This is a genomic window from Arthrobacter sp. 10T44, assembly GCF_056393885.1.
In genome coordinates, this window is the sequence record NZ_JBFTGT010000003.1 from 96,260 (window position 1) to 115,316 (window position 19,057).

Here is a 19,057-nt window from a genome sequence, read left to right on the forward strand (position 1 = left end):
AGGCGGATGTGTGTTGAATGGGCGTCTGCTAGTTGCCTGCGCCGACGTCCTTGGCGTCCATGATCCGGTAGGCGTAGCCCTGCTCGGCTAGGAAGCGCTGGCGTTTCGCGGCAAAGTCCTGGTCCAGGGTGTCCCTGGCCACGAGCGAGTAGAACCGCGCGGCCCGGCCGTCCTGCTTGGGACGTAGCAGGCGTCCCAGCCGCTGCGCCTCCTCCTGGCGTGAGCCGAAGGAACCGGAAACCTGGATCGCCACCGAGGCCTCCGGCAAGTCGATGGAGAAGTTGGCGACCTTGGACACCACAAGGGTCTGGACCTCCCCGGCGCGGAATGCGTCGAAGAGCCGCTGGCGCTCCTTGACCGAGGTGTCGCCCTTGATCACCGGCGCCTGCAGGCGCTCGCCGATCTCGTCCAGCTGGTCGATGTACTGCCCGATCACGAGCAGCTGCTCGCCAGCGTGTTCCGCCACAAGCCGCTCCACGATCCCGGTCTTGGTCTCGGACGTCGCGCAGAGCCGGTACTTGTCGGCGTCCTCGGCCATGGCATAGGCCACCCGTTCGTCCCGGGGGAGGTCGACCCGGACCTCAACGCAGTCCGCAGGGGCGATGTAGCCCTGCGCCTCGATGTCCTTCCACGGGGCGTCGTAGCGCTTGGGTCCGATCAGGCTGAACACCTCTCCCTCGCGGCCGTCCTCGCGGACCAGGGTGGCGGTCAACCCGAGGCGGCGGCGCGCCTGCAGGTCCGCGGTCATCCGGAAGATCGGCGCCGGGAGCAGGTGGACCTCGTCGTAGATGATGAGGCCCCAGTCGTTGCCGTCGACCAGTTCCAGGTGCGGGTACAGCCCGCCGCGCTTGGTGGTGAGCACTTGGTACGTGGCGATCGTGACGGGGCGGACTTCCTTGACGGAACCGGAGTATTCGCCGATCTCCTCCTCGGTGAGCGAGGTCCGCTTGAGGAGCTCGTCCTTCCACTGCCGCGCGGACACCGTGTTGGTCACCAGGATCAGCGTGGTGGTGGAACTCGTGGCCATCGCGGCGGCACCCACCAGGGTCTTGCCGGCCCCGCAGGGAAGCACGACGACGCCGCTGCCGCCGGCCCAGAAGTTCTCCGTGGCCAGTTGCTGGTACGGGCGGAGCTTCCAGCCGGTTTCGTTGAGCATGATGGGGTGCGGCGTGCCGTCCACGTAGCCGGCGAAGTCCTCCGCAGGCCAGCCGATCTTCAGCAGCAGCTGCTTGAGCTGGCCGCGCTGGGAGGAGTGCACCACCACGGTCTCGGCATCGATCCGCGGCCCCAACAACGGAGCGATCTTCTTGGCGCGGCTGACTTCTTCGAGGACCGGATAGTCGGAGGTGCGCATCACGAGGCCGTGCTGCGGATCCTTCTCCAGCCGCAGCCGGCCGTAACGGGACATGGTCTCTTCGATGTCAATCAGCAGGGAGTGCGGCACCGGGAACCGGGAGTACTTGAGCAGCGTATCCAAGACCTGTTCGGCGTCCAGCCCGGCGGCCCGGGCGTTCCAAAGTCCCAGCGGCGTGAGGCGGTAGCTGTGGACATGCTCGGGGGCGCGCTCCAGCTCGGCGAAGGCCGCGATTGCATGGCGCGCCTCGGTGGCCTGTTCGTGGTCCACTTCCAGCAGGATGGTCTTGTCACTCTGGACGATCAGCGGTCCGTCATTCACTGGAGCAATTCCTCTGTGGTTTCAACATCAATGATCCGGTGGATGGACAGGACACGTTCGGTTTCCTTGGCCGGATCGAACACGCGCACACGCCCGCCATTCACTGCTACCGGAACAACGGTTTCGCGGGTGGCATTCCCCAGGCTGTCCACGATGTTCATCACCACCCGCTGCTTGAGCCGGATGGCCTTCTGCAGGGTCTCCAGGCCCAGTTGCGTCGCGGCCTCGCCGCCGCCCGCCCCGGCCCCGCGGCTTCCGGGGGCGGCGGCATCGGAGAAGGAGGAAGGCGAACCGCCGTCGCGCAGCACCGCGAGCTGGGCGTCGACGTCGGCGTCCGCCGGAGCGGTGCGCGGGGCGGTGTAGACCGGCCGGACGCTGCCTGGCGCCGCGGTGCTGCGGCGCAGCCGGACGGTGGCCGAACCGGTTTCCTCCACCGCGGGGGACAGGCCCAGCCCGCGCAGCAGCTGGGCCGCTTCCCGGGGTGCGACGTGCGAGACCAGCACGGTCGGGGCGATCCGGACCAGGCCCAGTCCGGACGCCGCGGGGGTGTTGAGCAGCTCCAGCAGGGCTGTTTCATCCTCGCTCTGGATGAAGCTGGCGGCCGGGCCCACCCGGAGCCGGGCGTGGCGCGCGGCGGTGTCCTCGATGAGGTACTGCAGCGGCTGGGGCACGGCGGTGGCCGAGTGCTCGCGCAGGAAGTCCATGAGTGCCCCGGCGTCCTGCCCGGCGTCCAGGGCGCGCCGGACGGACGCCACCGAAAAGCGGTAGATGGTGGCCGGCCCCTGGCCCTCCGCGTCGGCCATGGTCAGGAGTTTCTCGCTCAGTTCCGGGTCCAGGTAGCCGGGGGCGACGGCGGTCAGGTCCGCCTGGAGCAGCACGTGGTTCAGCGCCGCCGGCAGGTGCTCGCCGAGGATGGCCAGGGCTTCGTCGGGCTGTTCGACGGCGATCGCCGCCCCGATCTGGCTGAGGGCGCCCGAGCCGACCAGGCCCAGCATTTCGGCTTCGGCGAGGACGCCCTGGATGAGCGAACTGAAGCGCCGCGCCATCCGCGGCTGCGACCAGTCGGCCCGTTCCAACACGGCGGCGGCGTCCAGCACCGGCGCCTCCCCGTCGGCCGCGGCCGCCTCCTGGGTGAGTTCGTTGAGGATTTCCAGGATCCGTTTCCGGACCACGGGGGCGTCCGGCCGCTGCGCCTCCGCGGAGAGGGCATTGATGGCGCTGCCGGCGGGGCCGCGGTGCGCCTGCGCGGTGGCGACGCCGCTGACCGGCTGCCCGACCAGCGACGGGACCCGTTCGCTGGCAAGCCAGGCGTTGACCAGCCACAGCCACTGCTCCTGCCGGGGCAGCGTCAGCCATTCCAGCTGCGGTGCCTGGATCCAGGCGGAGCTGTCCACGTCCAGGCGGAGCAGCCCGGAGAGGGCGCACAGCTCGGCGAGGACGCCGGCCTCATGCAGCCCGATTCGGAGGGCGTCGGCGAGGCGCTTCATTTCCCGGATGCCCACGCCGCCGCTGCGCAACGTGGCGAGCGGCTGCTCGCGCACGGCGTACAGCAGTTCGCCGGTCAGCCGCAGGGTTTCGGCGATGGCGCCGAGCGCGGCATTGCGGCGCAGCGAAGCGCTGGTCTGTCCCAGTCTCGGCACCGGCGGGCTGAGCGCGAAGTGCTCAATGACGAAGCCGCCGCGGAGCGAGACGCCCACGCTGTGCGGGAGCTCCACGTGGGCGGCGTCCAGCGGCACCAGCAGCCCGCGGGCCAGCAGCCAGTCGACGGGCCCGACGTCGGAGCCCTCGTTCAGCACGGACGCGCGGCGCTGCGCCTGGGGCACCGCGCCCATGGCCCAGTTTCCGAAGCGGGCGAGGAGCGCGGTCGTGCGCTCCGGTGCGGTGGCCAGGATCGCTTGCAGGGCCTCCGGCGACGCGGTCCAGTGCTGCAGCGACAGCGCCGCCTCCATCGGGGTGCTGGCGGGGGCGATGTCGGCGCCGGTGTGGTGGAGCTCGCCGACCAGCTGCACCACACGCTGCGCGAAGGCCGGCTGGAGCCGGACGAGCTCCGTGTAGCTGCGTCCCAGCCCCGCCGGGTAGATGCCGATGACGTCCTTGAGGCTGCCGACCGGGAGGTAATGGCGCTGCCGGGCCGTGGCCTGGCTGGCGCCGTGCGGGGGGTCGGCCCGGTGCACAAGCGCCAGTTCCTGCAGGGAGTGCAGCAGCCGGTCCAGCGCGGCGACGGAAGAGCCGTTGATCAGGCGCTTGAGCGTCGCGGCGGACGCGCTGTGTCCGGTGTCCGTATTGGTGCACAGGTGCAGGGTTTCGAGCACCTGCATTTGCGGACGGTTCAGCCGTTCCAGCGCCCGTTGCACACTGACCCGGCCGCTGGCTCGGGCGGCGAGGGCGGAGAAATCCGGCACCGGAGGGGAAATCAGGTCCGGCCGCGCGGAGAACAGGGCCCGCAACGAGTCGTCGCTGCGGGACTGCAGTTCCTTGCTGAGCGCGCGGATAAGGGACATCAGTCCAACGCTACCTTCCGCCGTGCCCGGGTGTCCGGCGCCGGGCAGCGACGGCGTCGACCACCAGGGCGAGCATGAGCAGGAACGCCACGGGCAGCCCGTAGAGCGCGGTCGACGTGACCCAGGCCGGCGCCACCGTGTTGTTGAAGGCCATGACCATGACGGCTCCGACGGCGGCCAGCGAGAGCGCGGCAACGGTGGCCGCAAGAATCAAGAGCGGCCGCCGGAAGCGCTGTGGTGTCATGGAGGCAACGCTAACAGCCCGGCTTCGCCCGCGCCTCAAGCCGTCAAAGTGGCCAAGGCAGGATAACCTTGGAGGAACAGACCAACACGGTCCGGGCAGTCACACCCTGAACCCGCATATCCATGCGGATGCGGTGACCGCCGGCCGCGTCCCCGCAGAACGAAGAAGGTTGATTACGTGCCTACCGGCAAGGTCAAGTGGTATGACAAGGAAAAGGGCTTCGGATTCCTCGCAGGCGAAGACGGCCAGGAGGTCTTCCTGCCCAAGTCGGCGCTGCCCGAGGGCGTAACCGAGCTCAAAGCAGGAACCCGGGTGGAATTCGGCGTCGCCGACGGCCGCAAGGGAGCCCAGGCCCTGGGCCTGCGGGTGCTGGACAAGACCCCGTCGATCGCCAAGGCCAAGCGACCCAGCGCCAAGGACCTCGCACCGCTGGTGCAGGATCTGGTCAGCGTGCTGGACAACCTCTCGGGAACGCTGTCCGCGGGCAAGTACCCGGAAGGCAACAAGGCCAAGGCGATCGCCGTCGCGCTTCGTAAGGTCGCCGACGAGCTGGACGCGTAAGGCTCTGCGATGACAACGGAACCTGAACAGAACGCCGCCGCGGCGGCCGGTGCGGCCGCCAAGGCCGCCGGCGCCAAAGCAGGATCCAAGCCGCGCTACGGCGTGCCCGTGTGGCGCGTCGGCAAGCCCGACGCCTTCCTGGCCGCGTCCGTCGATGTGGCCCGTGCCGCCGTGGAAGGCATCGCGCCGGCAGAGCAGATCGGCCGGCACCTGGGCGCGAAGAGCGAAGGCGACCGCCTGGTCACGCACCTCTTCGAGTCCAAGCTGCCCGGCTACGGCGGTTGGCAGTGGTACGCGGTGCTGACCCGAAATTCGCGCTCCAAGACCGTGACGGTGGATGAGCTGGGCCTGCTGCCCTCGGAGGATTCCATCCTGGCCCCGGAGTGGGTTCCGTGGGCCGAACGCGTGCGCCCGGAAGATGCGCAGCAGGACGAGGCCGCCGAAGCTCCCGCCGCCGCGGCTGCGTCGGATGAGACCGCCGACGACGGTGCCGCGGAGGCGCAGGCAGAGCCTGCCGAAGCAGGAGCCGACGCTGGAGCGGTCCAGGACGAGTCCGCCGTCGAGGTCGACTAACGGTTTGGGGCCGTTCGGGAGCGTGCAGCGGAAGGTCGGGACATGAGGTCCACCTTCAAATCGCTGCACATCCTGAACTACCGGATCTGGTTCATCGGCGCCCTGATCTCCAATATCGGGACCTGGATGCAGCGCACCGCGCAGGACTGGCTGGTCTTTGACCATCTGAGTGCCCAGGACGCCGGCGCCATGGGCATCACGATGGCCCTGCAGCTGGGACCACAGCTCTTCCTCGCCCCAGTCGCCGGGCTGGTCGCCGACCGCTTCAACCGCAAGCAGCTGCTGGTCCTGACACAGTCCTCCATGGCCGTGTTGAGCGCAGCGCTCGGTGCCCTGGTGCTGTCCGGGGCCGCGCAGCTCTGGCACGTCTACATATTCGCCCTGCTGCTGGGCGTGGTCTCCGCCCTGGACGCCCCGGTGCGCCAGACCTTTGTCTCCGAACTGGTGCGCGACGACTACCTGCCCAACGCCGTGGCCCTCAACAGCGCCTCGTTCAACGTGGCCCGGATGATCGGCCCGGCCGTCGCCGGCCTGCTCACCGTGGCCATCGGGCCCGGCTGGGTCTTCCTGGTCAACACCGTCACGTTCCTGGCGCTGCTCCTGAGCCTGGCCAAAATCCCCGCCGCCTCGCTGCGCCAGCTGCCCCGCGCGCCGGCCGGGAAGGGCCGGATCCGCGAGGGCCTGCGCTACGTGCGTTTCCGGCCGGACATTGTGGTGGTGCTGGTGGCGGTGTTCATCGTGGGAACCCTGGGGCTGAACTTCGTCCTCTTTATCGCTGCCATGGTCGGCACCGAATTCGGCCTCGATGCCGGCGCCTTCGGCCTGATGAACTCGATCATGGCGATCGGTTCGGTCGCCGGAGCGCTGCTCTCGGCCGGGCGGGGCCGGCCGCGGATGCGCGTGATCTTCGGCGCGGCCGGCGCCTTCGGCCTGACCTCCGGCCTCGCCGCGCTGGCGCCGGACTACTTCTGGTTCGGCGTCGCGCTGGTGCCGGTCGGCCTGTTCGCGATCACCATGACGACCAGCGCCAACGGTTACGTCCAGACCACCACGGACCCGGTGATGCGCGGCCGCGTGATGGCCTTGTATATGGCGATCTTCATGGGCGGCACTCCGATCGGCGCACCGCTGGTCGGCTGGGTGGCGAACGTCGCCGGCGCGCGCTGGTCCATGGGGGTGGCGGCGGCCTCCGGGCTGATCGCGGCACTGATCGGCATACTCTGGATTGTCCGCGCCAAGCAGCTGCGGATCGCCTTCAACCGGCGTGCACGGGGCCTGCGGTATTTCCGGGTCGTCCCCGGCAGCTCTGTGACCGGCGGCTCGGCGACCAGCGGCGCCGCCCGGGAGGAAGACCCGGACGACGCCGTCGACCGCTGAAGCGTCCCGGAAGGGACGGCGCGGTGGCTACTTCTTGAGCTCGCCGACGACGAAGTCGATGCACTCGAGCAGTGCGGAGACGTCGTCGGGTTCGATCGCCACGAAGGTGGCGATGCGCAGCTGGTTCCGTCCCAGCTTGCGGTACGGCTCGGTATCCACGATCCCGTTGGCGCGCAGGACCTTGGCGATGGCGGAGGCGTCGATCGAGTCGTCGAAGTCGATGGTGGCAATCACGTTGGACCGGTCCTCGGCCCTGGCTACGAACGGCGTGGCGTAGGCGGAGGCCTCGGCCCAGCCGTAGATGCGTCCGGCCGAGTCGGCGGTGCGGGCGGCGGCGAAGTCGAGGCCGCCGTTGGCGTTGAGCCACTGCACCTGCGCGTCCAGGGTCACGAGGGTGGCCAGCGCCGGAGTGTTGTAGGTCTGGTTCAGCCGCGAGTTGTCGATCGCGGTCTGGAGGTCCAGGAAGTCCGGAATCCAGCGGCCGCCGGCCTTGATCCGGGCCGCGCGCTCCAACGCCGCCGGGGAGAACAGTCCAAGCCAGAGGCCGCCGTCGGAGGCGAAGTTCTTCTGCGGGGCAAAGTAGTAGACGTCGGCCTCGGCGACGTCCACGTCCAGGCCGCCGGCCGCGGAGGTGGCATCCACCAGCACGAGGGAGCCTGCATCGGCGCCGGCCACGCGCTTGACCGGCGCTGCGACACCGGTGGAGGTCTCATTCTGCGGCCACGCGTAGGCATCGACGCCGGCCTCGGCCCGCGCCTCGGGTCGGGTGCCGGGTTCGGATTTGATGATCGAGGACTCGGCCAGGAACGGTGCCTTGTTGGTGGCCGCGGCGAACTTCGAGCCGAATTCGCCGAAAGACAGGTGCTGCGCCTTGTTTTCCACGAGGCCGAAGCTGGCAATGTCCCAGAACGCCGTGGACCCGCCGACGCCGAGGATGACCTCGTAGCCCTCCGGGGCGCGGAAGAAGTCGCTCAGTCCGCTCCGGACCGATCCCACGAGGTTCTTGACCGGGGCCTGGCGGTGCGAGGTCCCCAGCAGCGTCGCCGACGCAGCAGACAGGGCCTCCATCTGCTCCGGCCGGACCTTCGACGGGCCGGCGCCAAACCGGCCGTCCTTGGGCAGGAGGTTCGCGGGGATGGTGATGCTGGTGTCGCTCACAGGGGCTCCAATTTTCGGCTGGGTGTGTGGCGTGGCTTGGACGGGCTCTGCCGGGCGTGACCGGGACCCGCTATTTATTCTGCCCGACGGCCCCACGCGGGTGGGAATAAAGCCCGTCATAGTCCGGTCATTGAGACGGCGGCGCGGCGCCGGGCGGGGCGTAGTCCACAGGTCCGCGCGGCAGCCCACAGATTATCCGGACTAATTCAAAATAGGCTAGGCTGTGCGGTGACGTACGGCGGATCTCGCCAGGGCGCAACCCGCACGCTGTACGGTGGGAATGACGCAAGGACGGCGCTCGAGGAGCTGAGCTGAATGACGGATCTGATCGATACCACCGAGATGTATCTCCGGACCATCCTGGAACTTGAAGAAGAGAACATCATCGCCCTCCGCGCCCGCATCGCCGAGCGGCTCCGTCACTCCGGCCCCACCGTTTCCCAGACCGTCGGCCGCATGGAGCGCGACGGCCTCGTGGTTGTCTCCGGCGACCGGCACCTTGAACTGACCGAAACGGGCCGGAAGCGCGCCATCGAGGTCATGCGCAAGCACCGCCTGGCCGAACGGCTGCTTGCCGACGTGATCGGGCTGGACTGGGCCTACGTCCATGAGGAAGCGTGCCGCTGGGAGCACGTGATGAGCGAACGGGTCGAGCGCCGCATTTTCGAAATGCTGGACCACCCGACCGTGTCCCCCTACGGGAACCCGATTCCCGGACTCGCCGAACTGGGCGGGCTTCCGACGCCGGACCGCGGCGCCGTGGTCAACCTGCTTGACGCCATGGCCGGCTACGGCGCCGACTCGCGGATCACCGTGAGCCGGCTGGCCGAGCCGATCCAGGTCGAGCCGGAGCTGCTGGTCCAGCTGGACGAGGGCGGAATCCGTCCGGGCGCCAGGGTCTCGCTGGAGCGGGTGGGGGAGTACATCTCGGTCCGGGTCCCCGACATTGAAGGCGCCCTCGAGCTGCCTCCCGAGGTCGCCGCCCATGTGTTCGTTACGCTCGGGTAACCCGGCGTCAAAATCCTTCCGCCGGACAGCAGGTAAGTTGTGCACAGGCGAGATAACGGAATTATTACCGCCTGCCTTAATCCCCTATAGTTGATGACTAGCACTGATACTAAAGCGTTATCTGATCCGGAGCCGAGCTCTGCCAGCGGATCAGCCGGCGATTCACCTTCTGGCAGAGGCGGGGGAACCACAACCGGCTGTTGATTCAACAGCCTTGGGGTGAAGTCCGCTAGCGGCAAGCAATTCAAACTGGGACCTCCGTGGATGCCCCTGCGTCTGGATGCTTGCACCGGCGGACCGGGTCTTTGATCTCTCTGACCCGAATCCGACAGCTAACTTCGCAGGCTATCCAGAGAGGAACCGTTCTTGACCACCCAGACCGTCAGGGGCCGCCGTCGTGCGACCGGTCCCGCTCCGGAGCCACGCCCGGCCGCCGTCGTCCTCGACGAGCGCCCGCGTGACGCGCACCGCGAAGCGCGCCGCGGCCGGCGCAGCGCGTTCCGTCAGGTAACAGACTTCGCCGCTGTCAGCGGCGTGGGGCAGAAGGCAGGCATTGCCCTGGCCGCCACGGGTTTGGTCCTCACCGTTACAGTTCCGGCCACCGGCCCCGTGATGGCCACCGATGCGGCCAGGTCCGGTTCGGTTTCCGCGGCGGCCCAGCCCGAGGTCAAGGCCCCGGCCGCCGAAATCAACTTCAACCGCACGGCCGTCACCACCAAGGGTGACCCGGACAGCAAGCTCAAGCAGTTGCTGAGCGCGCAGTCCGTCGGCAGCATCACCCGGGCAGCCTCCGCGGGCAGCCTCGGGGCGCCGCTGGATTCCATGGTCACGGCCTCGCCGTTCGGCTACCGGGTCAGTCCCATCACGGGAGCCGTCGGGGAATTCCACCGGGGCCAGGACTACGCGGCCCAGTGCGGCACTCCTGTACATGCCGCCGCGAGCGGCACCGTAACCTTTTCCGGCTGGCACCCCTACGGGGGCGGCAACCGGGTCGTGATCGACCATGGCAACGGCCTGGAGACCACGTACAACCACTTGTCGTCCTCCGACGTCCACGTGGGCCAGCAGGTCTCACGTGGCGATGTGGTGGCGATGAGCGGGACCACCGGCGCCTCCACCGGCTGCCACCTCCACTTCGAGGTGATGGTCAACGGGGAAGTTGTTGACCCGCTCGGCTGGCTTTAGCCAAGCCGAGGGACCACTCGCATTTCTGTGACACGCCGTGATCTGAATGTGACATTGAGTCCCAACTGCTGTACCGTATGAAGCACGCCAACTTCTCCGAAGTTGGCGCTCTTGAGTGGATTGCCTAACTCTGCCACCGCTCAAGGTCCGTTCGCATGACATCGTCTGGCAGGGGCGGGGGAACCAATTTTGGTCTTCGCAAGAAGACCTTGGGGTTAAGTCGCAAAGCTTCCCAGGAAGCAGCGCGGCCGGGTGACTCCCATCCGAATCCGACAGCTCACCTCGTAGGCATTGGGAGAGGCTACTTTCGTGTCTTCACGCCACAATGCTGCGCGTTCTCGCGCTGGCGAGGCTCAGTTGAGCCCGCTGAATTCCATGCTCCGTGCCGCCCTTGCCGGCGCCCGGACTGGATCACACAACGCAGTTCCCGCTTTTGGCGCGTCTTCGCAGTACACCCTTCGCTAAGAAACCCGTTTCGGGGCGATCCGGCGTACCCCCAAGATGCCGGAGCGTCCTCAGTCCCGCCTGCAAGCAGCGCGGACCCAAGGATCACGAAAGAGAGAACTGAATGACTACTCGTGCAACCATTGCACGCCACCGCGCGGAGGTCACCAAGACCAACTCGCTGGCTGTCATTGCTAAGGCCGTCGGCGACAACGCCGGTGGTATGGGTCGCCAGGCCGCGGTTATCGCTGCAGCCTCCGGCCTGGTCCTGACCAGCGGTATCGCAGCCAACGCTGCCGAGACCAACGTTCAGCGTGAATCGACTTCCGCTTCGGCCATGGAAGTACAGTCCAACGCACCGGCCACGATCTCCGCGGCCTCCAGCATCGCGATCTCCTACGAGAAGCCTGCTGTCACCACCGCGCCGGCTCCCGTTGTCGAGGCGGCCAAGCCCGTCGTCAACGTCCAGGAAGCGGACACCGCCGTCACCGGTACCGGAACTGGTACCGGCACCGCGGTCACCGCATCGCTGGCCACCAAGGCTCCGGCCGCCGTCAGCGGCATGGGCGCTTCGATCGCCGCTGCTGCCTACGCACAGATCGGTGTCTCCCAGGATTGCACCATGCTGGCCACCAACGCGTTGGCCGCAGTGGGCGTCCACTACCACGGCTGGCCGGCGGGTTACCTGTCCCTGGGCCGCACCGTGAGCGCCGCCGAGGCCCAGCCGGGCGACCTCGCCTACTACCAGAACGGCGGCATGGGCATGGCCCACATCGCCGTTTACGTCGGCAACGGCATGGCCGTCCATGGCGGCTGGAACGGCGGCACCACCGCGCTGTACAGCGTCAACGTGGGCTCCGGCCCGGTCTTCATCCGCGTCGGCGGCTAGGACTTAGGCGCGTCTAACGCCTGAAGCTTTGTGAAGGACCCCTGCCCTCGCGGCAGGGGTCCTTTGCAGTTTGCGGCTCGCTCGCGCCCGCCCGCCGACGCGCGGCCGGGAAGCCCGGCAAAGAAAAATTCGGCAATCCGGGCCTTCGGTGTTTACTCTTGTGGTGTCGATCCATAGCCCGACCATGCACAGGGCAGCCGGCCCTCGTGCCCCTGGCGGGTGCGGCCGTGAAGAGGTATGCGGATGCGCACTCTCGTTCTGAATGCTGGATATGAACCGCTGGCGGTAGTCACCTTCCGCCGGGCGCTGGTGCTTGTACTGACCGGGAAGGCCAGCGTGGTGGCCGAGGGGGATGACCCCGTGGTGGGTCCGCAGGATATCCTCGGCCGACCGACGGTGATCCTGCTTAACCGGTACATCAGGCCGCGCTACAACACCCTGACGGCCGTGAGCCGCAGGGGAGTGCTCCGCAGGGACAACCACCGTTGCGCCTACTGCGGCAAGGCTGCCCACACCATCGACCATGTCCACCCCAAGTCGCGGGGCGGGGCGGATTCCTGGGAGAACCTGGTGGCGGCCTGCCTGCGCTGCAACAACGCCAAGGGAGACCACACGCCCGCCGAAATGGGCTGGAAGCTGGGCTTCGTTCCCGGGCCGCCGAAGGGCACGATCTGGCAGATCAAGGAACTGGAGAAGCCGACGCCCGCCTGGGATCCGTTCCTGCTCCCCGAAAAGGCGCACTAGGCAGGCGCACCGGGCAGGCGCACTGAGCAGGCGCACCGGCGTCGCGGGCTGACCCGGCCGCGGTGAGGCCGATGCGGCTAGGCTGGGCTGGTGGAATTTGACGCTGTTGTACTCGCCGGGGGCCGGTCCGCCAGGCTTGGCGGCGTACCCAAGGCCCGGCTGACGGTCGACGGCGGCACCCTGCTAAGTCGGTCACTGCAGGCTGCCCGGGGCGCCCGCCGGACCGTCGTCGTCGGCCCCGACCCCGGCGACCTCCCACCAGATGTGCTCGGCTGTCGCGAGGACCCGCCGTTTGGCGGACCCGCCGCCGCGATTGCCGCCGGCCTTTCCGCCCTGGCCGCCGTTGGGCGCGGCGAGCCCGCCGCAGCCGGCGCGGCCTCGCTGACCCTCGTGCTGGCCTGCGACATGCCCCGCGTGGCCGACGCCGTCCGCGCCTTGCTCGACGCACTGGCTGATGTCCTCGCCAATGCCCCGGGTGACGCCGCGGCCGGCCCCGTCGACGGGTTCGTGGCCGTTTCGGCGGACGGCCGCCTGCAACCCCTCGTGGGACTTTATGGCACGGCCGCGCTAGAACGCGCCGTCGCCGACGCGGCGCGGCGGAACGCCCTCGAGGGGGGCTCAGTGTTCTCCCTCCTTGCTAGTCTTGAGCTGCGGCAGGTTCCGGTTCCGTCGGGTTCCACCGATGATGTGGACACTTGGGACGACGCCTCCGCCATGGGGGTGTCCACGCCCGGTCCGGGCCAGTCCGGGGCGCTGGGGCCCAACTCAACTTTGGAGGCAAACGGTGAAGAGCCAGGATGAAACGCTTGAAGACTGGTGCCGTGCGCTGCTCCAGGCCCTTGAGCTCGAAGATGTCGAGATCGACATCAACGAAGTGCTGGGGCTGGCCGGTGTGGCCGCCCACTCCGTCGTCCGGCCGGCCGCGCCGCTGACCACCTTCATCGCCGGCTTCGCCGCCGGCCTGGCGTCCGGATCCGGCCAGGCGCCGGACAGCGTGTCAATGCAGGCCGCCATGGGCGTGGCCCGGAAGCTCGCCAAGGAGTACGCCGCCGCCGAGGCTTCCGGGGCATGACCCCGGAGCCCCCTGACGGCAGCAGCGGCGTCGAGGACGACGATTCCGTGTCCGAACCGTCCGCCGCGCCACCGGATGCCGACGCCTCCGTCGACAATAACGCCCACGACGACGATGACGCCGACGACGGCGCCGCCGCCGTCGCGGAGGCGCCGCACCGGCATGTCGCCCACAGCTGGCAGGAAGCCCGGCAACTGGCCTTCGACTGCGCCGTGCCCATCCCGTCCTCGCCCATTCCGCTCCGGCACGCCTTGGGCCGGACGCTGGCCGAGGACCTGACAGCACTGCATGACATGCCCCACTACGCCTCCTCCGCGATGGACGGCTGGGCGGTCAACGGCAGCGGCCCGTGGATCCTGGCCGAGCCGGGCCAGCGGCTGGCCCCGCACCAGGCGAGCCCGATCAACACCGGAGGACTGATCCCGCCGGGTGCGAAAGCCGTGCTCCGCAGCGAGAGCGGCGTCATCGCCCCGGACGAGGACGGGCTGCCGGTCCTGAAACTGGGCGGTGGCGCCAAGCCCGGGGAACCCCGCAACGGCGAACACATCCGCAAGGCCGCGGAGGAAGCCGCCGCCGGAGAGGTGCTGATCAAGGCCGGCGCCGTGCTCAACCCCGCGCACCTGGCCCTGGCCGCCCTCGCCGGTCACGACGCCCTGCCGGTCCTCGGCAAGGCGATGGTGCGGCTGGTGCTCACCGGCGCCGAAGTCGTCAGCACCGGCGTCCCAGCGCCGGGGGAGGTGCGGGACACGTTCGGGCCGCAGCTCGGCGCCGTCGTGGAAATGCTCGGCGGAATCTGCGCGGGCGAGGTCAAGATCGGGGACAGCGACGCCGATTGGCTCGCCGCGCTCGAAGACACCGAAGACACCGGCGCAGCTCACGATCCGGTGGGCGGCGCGGAGCCGGCCGGCGAGACACTCCCGGCCGACGTCGTGATCACCACAGGCGGCACCGGCCGCTCCGGCACTGACCATCTCAGGCGCACGGTTGCGGAATTGGGCGGCAGGCTGCTGATTGATGGCATCGCCATGCGCCCGGGCCATCCCGCGGTGCTGGCCGAACTGCCGGACGGGCGCTTCGTCATCGGGCTCCCCGGGAACCCGCTCGCCGCCATGATGGCGCTGTCCACGATTGGCGCCCCGCTGCTGGCCGCGCTGGGCCACGGGACGCCGCCGCCGGTGACGGAGGTGCCGTGCGGGACCATGATCGAGCCCGACCCCGGCCGGACCAGGCTGATGCCGTTCCGTATGCTGTACGGGATGGCATCGCCGGCGCAGCACACCGGCCCGGGCATGATGCGGGGACTGGCGGCGGCCGACGGCATCCTGGTGGTCCCGCCGCACGGCGTCCAGCTGGGGGAGCCGGTCCCGGCGTTTGCCCTCCCGTGGGGAGCCGCGCTTCCGGAGCCCGCCCCCGCGAAGGCTGCCGCCAAACCGGCCACCAAGCGCACCGCCAGGAAGCCGGCACCGGAGGGTCCGGTTGACTGGAGCGGTCTGCTTGGCTGACGCCCGGACAGAGTTCATGATGGATTCAGGGGCGAGCCGCCGCAGCTGGCGGCCGAACCCATACTTAACGCTGATGAGGAGTATCCGATGGGCCGCGTGACACAGCGCCGCAAGGTGCACAAATTTGTCCTGGACGGCTCGCCGCAGGCGCTCGAGTTCCCGGTCCGGCACCGGGAAGACGTGTTGGCGGTCGAGGAGCCGCTTGAGATCCGGCTGGGCAATCTGTCCTTTTCCGTCACGATGCGGACCCCGGGCAACGACTTCGACCTTGTTGCCGGGTTCCTGGTCTCGGAGGGCGTCATCTGGACGCCGGATCAACTCGTCTCGCTGCGTTTCTGCGCCGGCGAGGACGAGGACGGCGTTCAGACCTTCAACGTCGTCGAAGCGCAGCTGCGCCCCGACGTCGTCCGGCCGGACACGGGGCGAAACTTCTTCACCTCCAGCTCCTGCGGGATCTGCGGCACCGACTCGATCGACGCCGTGCGCAAGTCCTCGCACTTCAGCCCGGCAGCGGACCCGCTGACCGTGCCGGTGGAGACCCTCGCCTCGCTGCCGGACCGGCTGAGGAAGGCCCAGGCCGTTTTCGACGTCACCGGCGGCGTGCATGCGGCGGGACTCTTCCGGATTGCCGACGACGGCTCGGCCGAGCTGCTCTGCCTGCGCGAGGATGTGGGCCGGCACAACGCAGTGGACAAGGTGGTGGGCTGGGCGCTGCGCGAAGGCCTGCTGCCGTTGAGCGGGACCGTGCTCCAGGTTTCCGGCCGGGCATCCTTCGAACTGGTGCAGAAAGCCTCGCTGGCCGGGATCCCGGTGCTGGCCGCCGTCAGCGCGCCCTCCAGCCTGGCCGTCGAACTCGCCGAGGACAGCGGGATGACCTTGGCCGGGTTCAGCCGTGGCACCACCTTGAACGTCTACGCCGGCCACGAACGCGTGTCCATGCGGCAGTCATCGGCCAGCGGCGCCCCCGCTTAACAACGTTGGCTTAACCGAGGCGGCCGACGTAGATTTTATCCATCGACTGGACACAGGGGTCGACCACGACTTGGCAACACCGGCACCAGCGCGAAGAGGATCACATTGCACGACGACCGCCGTCTCACGGAAGTCCGGCTGGACCGCTTTCTGCGCGAACGCATCATCCCCGCCGTGTACCCGCGCCGGGTCCCGCTCACGCTAAGCAGCTGGGACGTTGCGGGGGAACCGGTCCCGGTACAGGATGCGCTGCGGCAGACGTTCGTCCCGCAGGATCAAGGGGCGGCGTGGGGACAGCCATGGAGCACCAAGTGGCTGCGCCTCCAGGGCGAGGTCCCCGACTCCTGGGGCAGCCGCGCGGACACCGCCGTCGAAATCCTGGTGGACCTCGGCTTCAGCGGTGACCTGCCCGGGTTCCAGTGCGAGGGTACGGCCTGGCGGGCCGACGGATCGGTAATCAAGGCGATCTCCCCGCGGAACCAGTACATCCCCCTCAAGCTGCTGGGCAGCGGCATGTCCGTGGACTTCTACGTCGAAGCCGCTGCGAACCCCGACCTCTCGCAGGGCTGGACCTTCGCAGCTACCCCTTACGGCGATAAGGCGACCGCCGGCACCGAGCCGCAGTACCGGCTGGGTCCGATCGTCATCGCCGAGCTCAACCAGGCCGTCTGGGAACTGCACCAGGACATTGCCACGCTTAGCGGGCTGATGCACGAACTCCCCATGGAGCTGCCCCGACGGCACGAGATCCTCCGTGCGCTGGAACGGATGCTGGACGTCATGGACCCGGACGATGTCCCCGGCACCGCTGCCGACGGCCGTGCCGCGCTCGCCGAAGTCCTCGCCCGGCCGGCCTACGCCTCGGCCCACCAACTCGTCGCCACCGGCCACGCTCACATCGACTCTGCCTGGCTGTGGCCGGTCCGGGAAACCATCCGGAAGTGTGCGCGGACCTTCTCCAACGTCGTGGCGCTGATGGACGAGGACCCTAGCTTCGTCTTTTCCTGCTCGTCGGCGCAGCAGCTGGCCTGGATCAAGGAGTACTACCCGGAGCTGTTCGGGCGCATCCGGGAAAAGGTCAAAACCGGCCAGTTCGTCCCGGTGGGGGGCATGTGGGTCGAATCGGACAGCAACATGCCGGGAGGCGAAGCCATGGCGCGCCAGTTCCTGGAGGGCAAGAGCTTCTTCCTGGCCGAGTTCGGCGTCGAATGCCAGGAAGCGTGGCTGCCGGACACCTTCGGCTACTCCGCCGCGCTGCCGCAGATCGTCAAGGCCGCCGGCAGCCGCTGGTTCCTGACCCAGAAGATTTCCTGGAACCAGGTCAACCGGATGCCGCACCACACCTTCCACTGGGAAGGGATCGATGGCACCCGGCTCTTCACGCACTTCCCGCCCGTGGACACCTACAGCTCCGAAATCAGCGCCCGGGAGCTGGCACACGCCGAACGCAACTACCGGGACCACGGCCGCGGCACCATGTCCCTGCTCCCGTTCGGCTACGGCGACGGCGGCGGCGGACCCACCCGGGAGATGCTGGCGGCGGCGCAGCGCAACGCGGACCTGGAAGGTTCGCCGAAGGTGCGGCTGGGCTCGGCCGCGGAGTTCTTCGCCGGCGCCGAGGAGGAATACCAGGGCCTCCCGGTCTGGGTGGGCGAGATGTACCTGGAACTCCACCGCGGCACGTATACCAGCCAGGCCAACACTAAACGGGGCAACCGACGCAGCGAGCACCTCCTCCGGGAGGCGGAACTCTGGTGCGCCACCGCCGCGGTCCGAGCCAGCGCCGCGTACCCGGCGGCGGAGCTCAAGCGGCTCTGGCGGCTGGTGCTGCTGCAGCAGTTCCATGACATCCTTCCCGGCAGCTCGATCGCCTGGGTGCACCAGGACGCGGAGCGGAACTACGACGCCGTCGCCCGCGAGCTGGAGGCGATCACCGCCGCCGCCGCCGTGGCCGTGTTGGGAGAGGGCGAGCAGGAGTTCCTGCTCAACGCGGCCCCGCACCCCCGCCGCGGTGTCCCGGCGCTCGCCGCCGCCACGCCCGTCAACGCGGCCGCACCCGTGCAGTCCACGGATGCCGACGGCGGCCACGTGCTGGACAACGGGATCATCCGCGCGGTGGTGAACGCAGACGGACTCCTGGTCTCGCTGCGGGACCACGCCAGCGGCCGTGAAGCAATCGCGCCGGGGGAGTTCGGCAATCTCCTCGAACTGCACCGGGACACCCCAAACGAATGGGACGCCTGGGATATCGACGCGTTCTACCGCCGCAACGTCACCCCGCTGACCGAGGCCCGCTCCGTGACGCTGGAACGCGACGGCGGGGCCGCCGTCGTCGTGGTGGAGCGGCTGGCCGGAACCTCCGCCGTGACCCAGCGGATCCGGCTGGAATCGGGTGCGCCGTCGCTGGCGATCTCCACCGCGGTGGACTGGCAGGAACGTGAGAAGCTGCTTAAGCTCGGCTTCGCCCTCGACGTCCGGGCCGATCGCTCGGCCTCGGAGACGCAGTTCGGCCATGTGTTCCGGCCCACCCACCTCAACACCTCGTGGGAGGCCGCCAAGTTCGAGATCTGCGCACACCGGTGGATCCACGTGGCCGAGCCCGGGTACGGCGTCGCGGTCTCGAACGCCGCCAGCTACGGTCACGACGTCACCCGCAAGATCCGCGCGGACGACGGCGGGACCACCACCACCGTCCGGGTTTCGCTGTTGCGGGCACCCAAGTTTCCGGATCCGGACGCGGACCGCGGCCGGCACGAACTGACGGTCACCGTGCGGCCCGGCGCCAGCATCGCCGACGCCGTCGAGGAGGGGTACCGCACCAACCTCGCCCCGCGCGTGGTCAGGGGAGCCCGCGGCGCGGAGCCGCTGTTCACGGTCTCCAATCCCGCCCTCGTGATCGAGGCGGTCAAACTGGCGGAGGACGGCTCCGGCGACGTGATCGTCCGCCTTTACGAGTCACTGGGGGAGCGCTCCGCCGGCACGGTCTTGGCCCAATTCGCCGCCACGGGGGTGCGGACCGTGGACCTCCTGGAACGTCCCGCGGACGCACCGGGCGTAACGATTCAGGACGGTTCCGCGGAGCTGGTCCTGCGGCCGTTCCAATTGCTGACTCTGAGATTCCAGCGCTGAGCCTTCTTTGCCCGGGTCAAGCG

The 19,057-nt window shown here is 69.0% G+C and carries 16 protein-coding genes and 2 riboswitches; of the genes, 12 read left to right on the forward strand and 4 right to left on the reverse strand.

What is annotated here, in order from left to right; translation table 11 throughout:
- Positions 1–28: 28 nt before the first annotated feature.
- From AC1DBL_RS07015 to AC1DBL_RS07025, 3 genes are read right to left on the reverse strand one after another with little or no spacing between them, the layout of a single operon-like run.
- Positions 29–1,675: a DNA repair helicase XPB gene (locus tag AC1DBL_RS07015; RefSeq protein ID WP_175322021.1), complete on the reverse strand. Its 1,647-nt coding sequence runs from the start codon at positions 1,673–1,675 to the stop codon at positions 29–31.
- Complete coding sequence (locus AC1DBL_RS07020) at positions 1,672–4,176, reverse strand: helicase-associated domain-containing protein (RefSeq protein ID WP_476925767.1); 2,505 nt, start codon at positions 4,174–4,176, stop codon at positions 1,672–1,674. The genes AC1DBL_RS07015 and AC1DBL_RS07020 overlap by 4 nt, the downstream gene beginning before the upstream one ends.
- Before the next feature lie 10 nt (positions 4,177–4,186).
- A complete protein-coding gene (locus tag AC1DBL_RS07025) occupies positions 4,187–4,420 on the reverse strand; it encodes a hypothetical protein (RefSeq protein WP_441418260.1) in 234 nt (77 codons plus the stop codon).
- Positions 4,421–4,597: 177 nt separating this feature from the next.
- On the opposite strand from AC1DBL_RS07025, the gene AC1DBL_RS07030 reads away from it, so the two are divergent.
- From AC1DBL_RS07030 to AC1DBL_RS07040, 3 genes are read left to right on the forward strand one after another with little or no spacing between them, the layout of a single operon-like run.
- Entirely contained in the window at positions 4,598–4,981 is a 384-nt protein-coding gene (locus AC1DBL_RS07030) for a cold shock domain-containing protein (RefSeq protein ID WP_175322024.1), read from the forward strand.
- 9 nt (positions 4,982–4,990) lie between these two features.
- A complete protein-coding gene (locus tag AC1DBL_RS07035) occupies positions 4,991–5,554 on the forward strand; it encodes a DUF3027 domain-containing protein (RefSeq protein WP_476893149.1) in 564 nt (187 codons plus the stop codon).
- Positions 5,555–5,596: 42 nt separating this feature from the next.
- Complete coding sequence (locus tag AC1DBL_RS07040; RefSeq protein WP_476893148.1) at positions 5,597–6,931, forward strand: MFS transporter; 1,335 nt, start codon at positions 5,597–5,599, stop codon at positions 6,929–6,931.
- Positions 6,932–6,958: 27 nt separating this feature from the next.
- On the opposite strand, the gene serC is transcribed toward AC1DBL_RS07040, so the two are convergent.
- Positions 6,959–8,089 (reverse strand): phosphoserine transaminase, encoded by a 1,131-nt coding sequence (serC, locus tag AC1DBL_RS07045; RefSeq protein ID WP_476893147.1) that lies wholly within the window; start codon positions 8,087–8,089, stop codon positions 6,959–6,961.
- Between the two features lie 315 nt (positions 8,090–8,404).
- Here serC and AC1DBL_RS07050 point away from each other — a divergent pair, with 315 nt between their 5' ends.
- The 9 genes from AC1DBL_RS07050 to AC1DBL_RS07090 all read left to right on the forward strand — a co-directional run bounded on the left by AC1DBL_RS07050 (position 8,405) and on the right by AC1DBL_RS07090 (position 19,034).
- Positions 8,405–9,097, forward strand: a complete 693-nt coding sequence (locus AC1DBL_RS07050) for an iron-dependent transcriptional repressor DtxR (protein ID WP_175322028.1) — start codon at positions 8,405–8,407, stop codon at positions 9,095–9,097.
- Positions 9,098–9,239: 142 nt separating this feature from the next.
- A riboswitch (cyclic di-AMP (ydaO/yuaA leader) is annotated at positions 9,240–9,459 on the forward strand.
- A 4-nt stretch (positions 9,460–9,463) separates the two neighbouring features.
- Positions 9,464–10,282, forward strand: coding sequence for a M23 family metallopeptidase (locus tag AC1DBL_RS07055; protein WP_441418264.1), 819 nt, complete (start codon positions 9,464–9,466; stop codon positions 10,280–10,282).
- Between the two features lie 146 nt (positions 10,283–10,428).
- Positions 10,429–10,587: riboswitch (cyclic di-AMP (ydaO/yuaA leader) on the forward strand.
- Between the two features lie 263 nt (positions 10,588–10,850).
- Positions 10,851–11,615 (forward strand): NlpC/P60 family protein, encoded by a 765-nt coding sequence (locus AC1DBL_RS07060; protein ID WP_441418265.1) that lies wholly within the window; start codon positions 10,851–10,853, stop codon positions 11,613–11,615.
- 243 nt (positions 11,616–11,858) lie between these two features.
- Positions 11,859–12,359, forward strand: coding sequence for an HNH endonuclease (locus AC1DBL_RS07065; RefSeq protein WP_441418266.1), 501 nt, complete (start codon positions 11,859–11,861; stop codon positions 12,357–12,359).
- A 90-nt stretch (positions 12,360–12,449) separates the two neighbouring features.
- Positions 12,450–13,160 carry a molybdenum cofactor guanylyltransferase gene (gene mobA / locus AC1DBL_RS07070; protein ID WP_441418267.1) on the forward strand — a complete coding sequence of 237 codons (711 nt, stop codon included), beginning with the start codon at positions 12,450–12,452 and terminating at the stop codon, positions 13,158–13,160.
- Positions 13,144–13,431, forward strand: a complete 288-nt coding sequence (locus tag AC1DBL_RS07075) for a DUF6457 domain-containing protein (RefSeq protein WP_349627252.1) — start codon at positions 13,144–13,146, stop codon at positions 13,429–13,431. Before mobA ends, AC1DBL_RS07075 begins: the two co-directional genes overlap by 17 nt.
- Positions 13,428–14,933, forward strand: coding sequence for a molybdopterin-binding protein (locus tag AC1DBL_RS07080; protein ID WP_476925768.1), 1,506 nt, complete (start codon positions 13,428–13,430; stop codon positions 14,931–14,933). Before AC1DBL_RS07075 ends, AC1DBL_RS07080 begins: the two co-directional genes overlap by 4 nt.
- Before the next feature lie 87 nt (positions 14,934–15,020).
- A complete protein-coding gene (gene fdhD / locus AC1DBL_RS07085) occupies positions 15,021–15,905 on the forward strand; it encodes a formate dehydrogenase accessory sulfurtransferase FdhD (protein WP_476925769.1) in 885 nt (294 codons plus the stop codon).
- A 105-nt stretch (positions 15,906–16,010) separates the two neighbouring features.
- Complete coding sequence (locus tag AC1DBL_RS07090; protein WP_476925770.1) at positions 16,011–19,034, forward strand: alpha-mannosidase; 3,024 nt, start codon at positions 16,011–16,013, stop codon at positions 19,032–19,034.
- Positions 19,035–19,057 lie beyond the last annotated feature (23 nt).

What these genes read in the sequence shown, in the direction of transcription:
- AC1DBL_RS07020 (WP_476925767.1), bottom strand. Translation starts at nt 4,176, where the DNA reads ATGTCCCTTATCCGCGCGCTCAGCAAGGAACTGCAGTCCCGCAGCGAC.
- AC1DBL_RS07025 (WP_441418260.1), bottom strand. Translation starts at nt 4,420, where the DNA reads ATGACACCACAGCGCTTCCGGCGGCCGCTCTTGATTCTTGCGGCCACC.
- AC1DBL_RS07035 (WP_476893149.1), top strand. Translation starts at nt 4,991, where the DNA reads ATGACAACGGAACCTGAACAGAACGCCGCCGCGGCGGCCGGTGCGGCC.
- AC1DBL_RS07040 (WP_476893148.1), top strand. Translation starts at nt 5,597, where the DNA reads ATGAGGTCCACCTTCAAATCGCTGCACATCCTGAACTACCGGATCTGG.
- AC1DBL_RS07050 (WP_175322028.1), top strand. Translation starts at nt 8,405, where the DNA reads ATGACGGATCTGATCGATACCACCGAGATGTATCTCCGGACCATCCTG.
- AC1DBL_RS07060 (WP_441418265.1), top strand. Translation starts at nt 10,851, where the DNA reads ATGACTACTCGTGCAACCATTGCACGCCACCGCGCGGAGGTCACCAAG.
- AC1DBL_RS07065 (WP_441418266.1), top strand. Translation starts at nt 11,859, where the DNA reads ATGCGCACTCTCGTTCTGAATGCTGGATATGAACCGCTGGCGGTAGTC.
- AC1DBL_RS07080 (WP_476925768.1), top strand. Translation starts at nt 13,428, where the DNA reads ATGACCCCGGAGCCCCCTGACGGCAGCAGCGGCGTCGAGGACGACGAT.
- fdhD (WP_476925769.1), top strand. Translation starts at nt 15,021, where the DNA reads ATGGGCCGCGTGACACAGCGCCGCAAGGTGCACAAATTTGTCCTGGAC.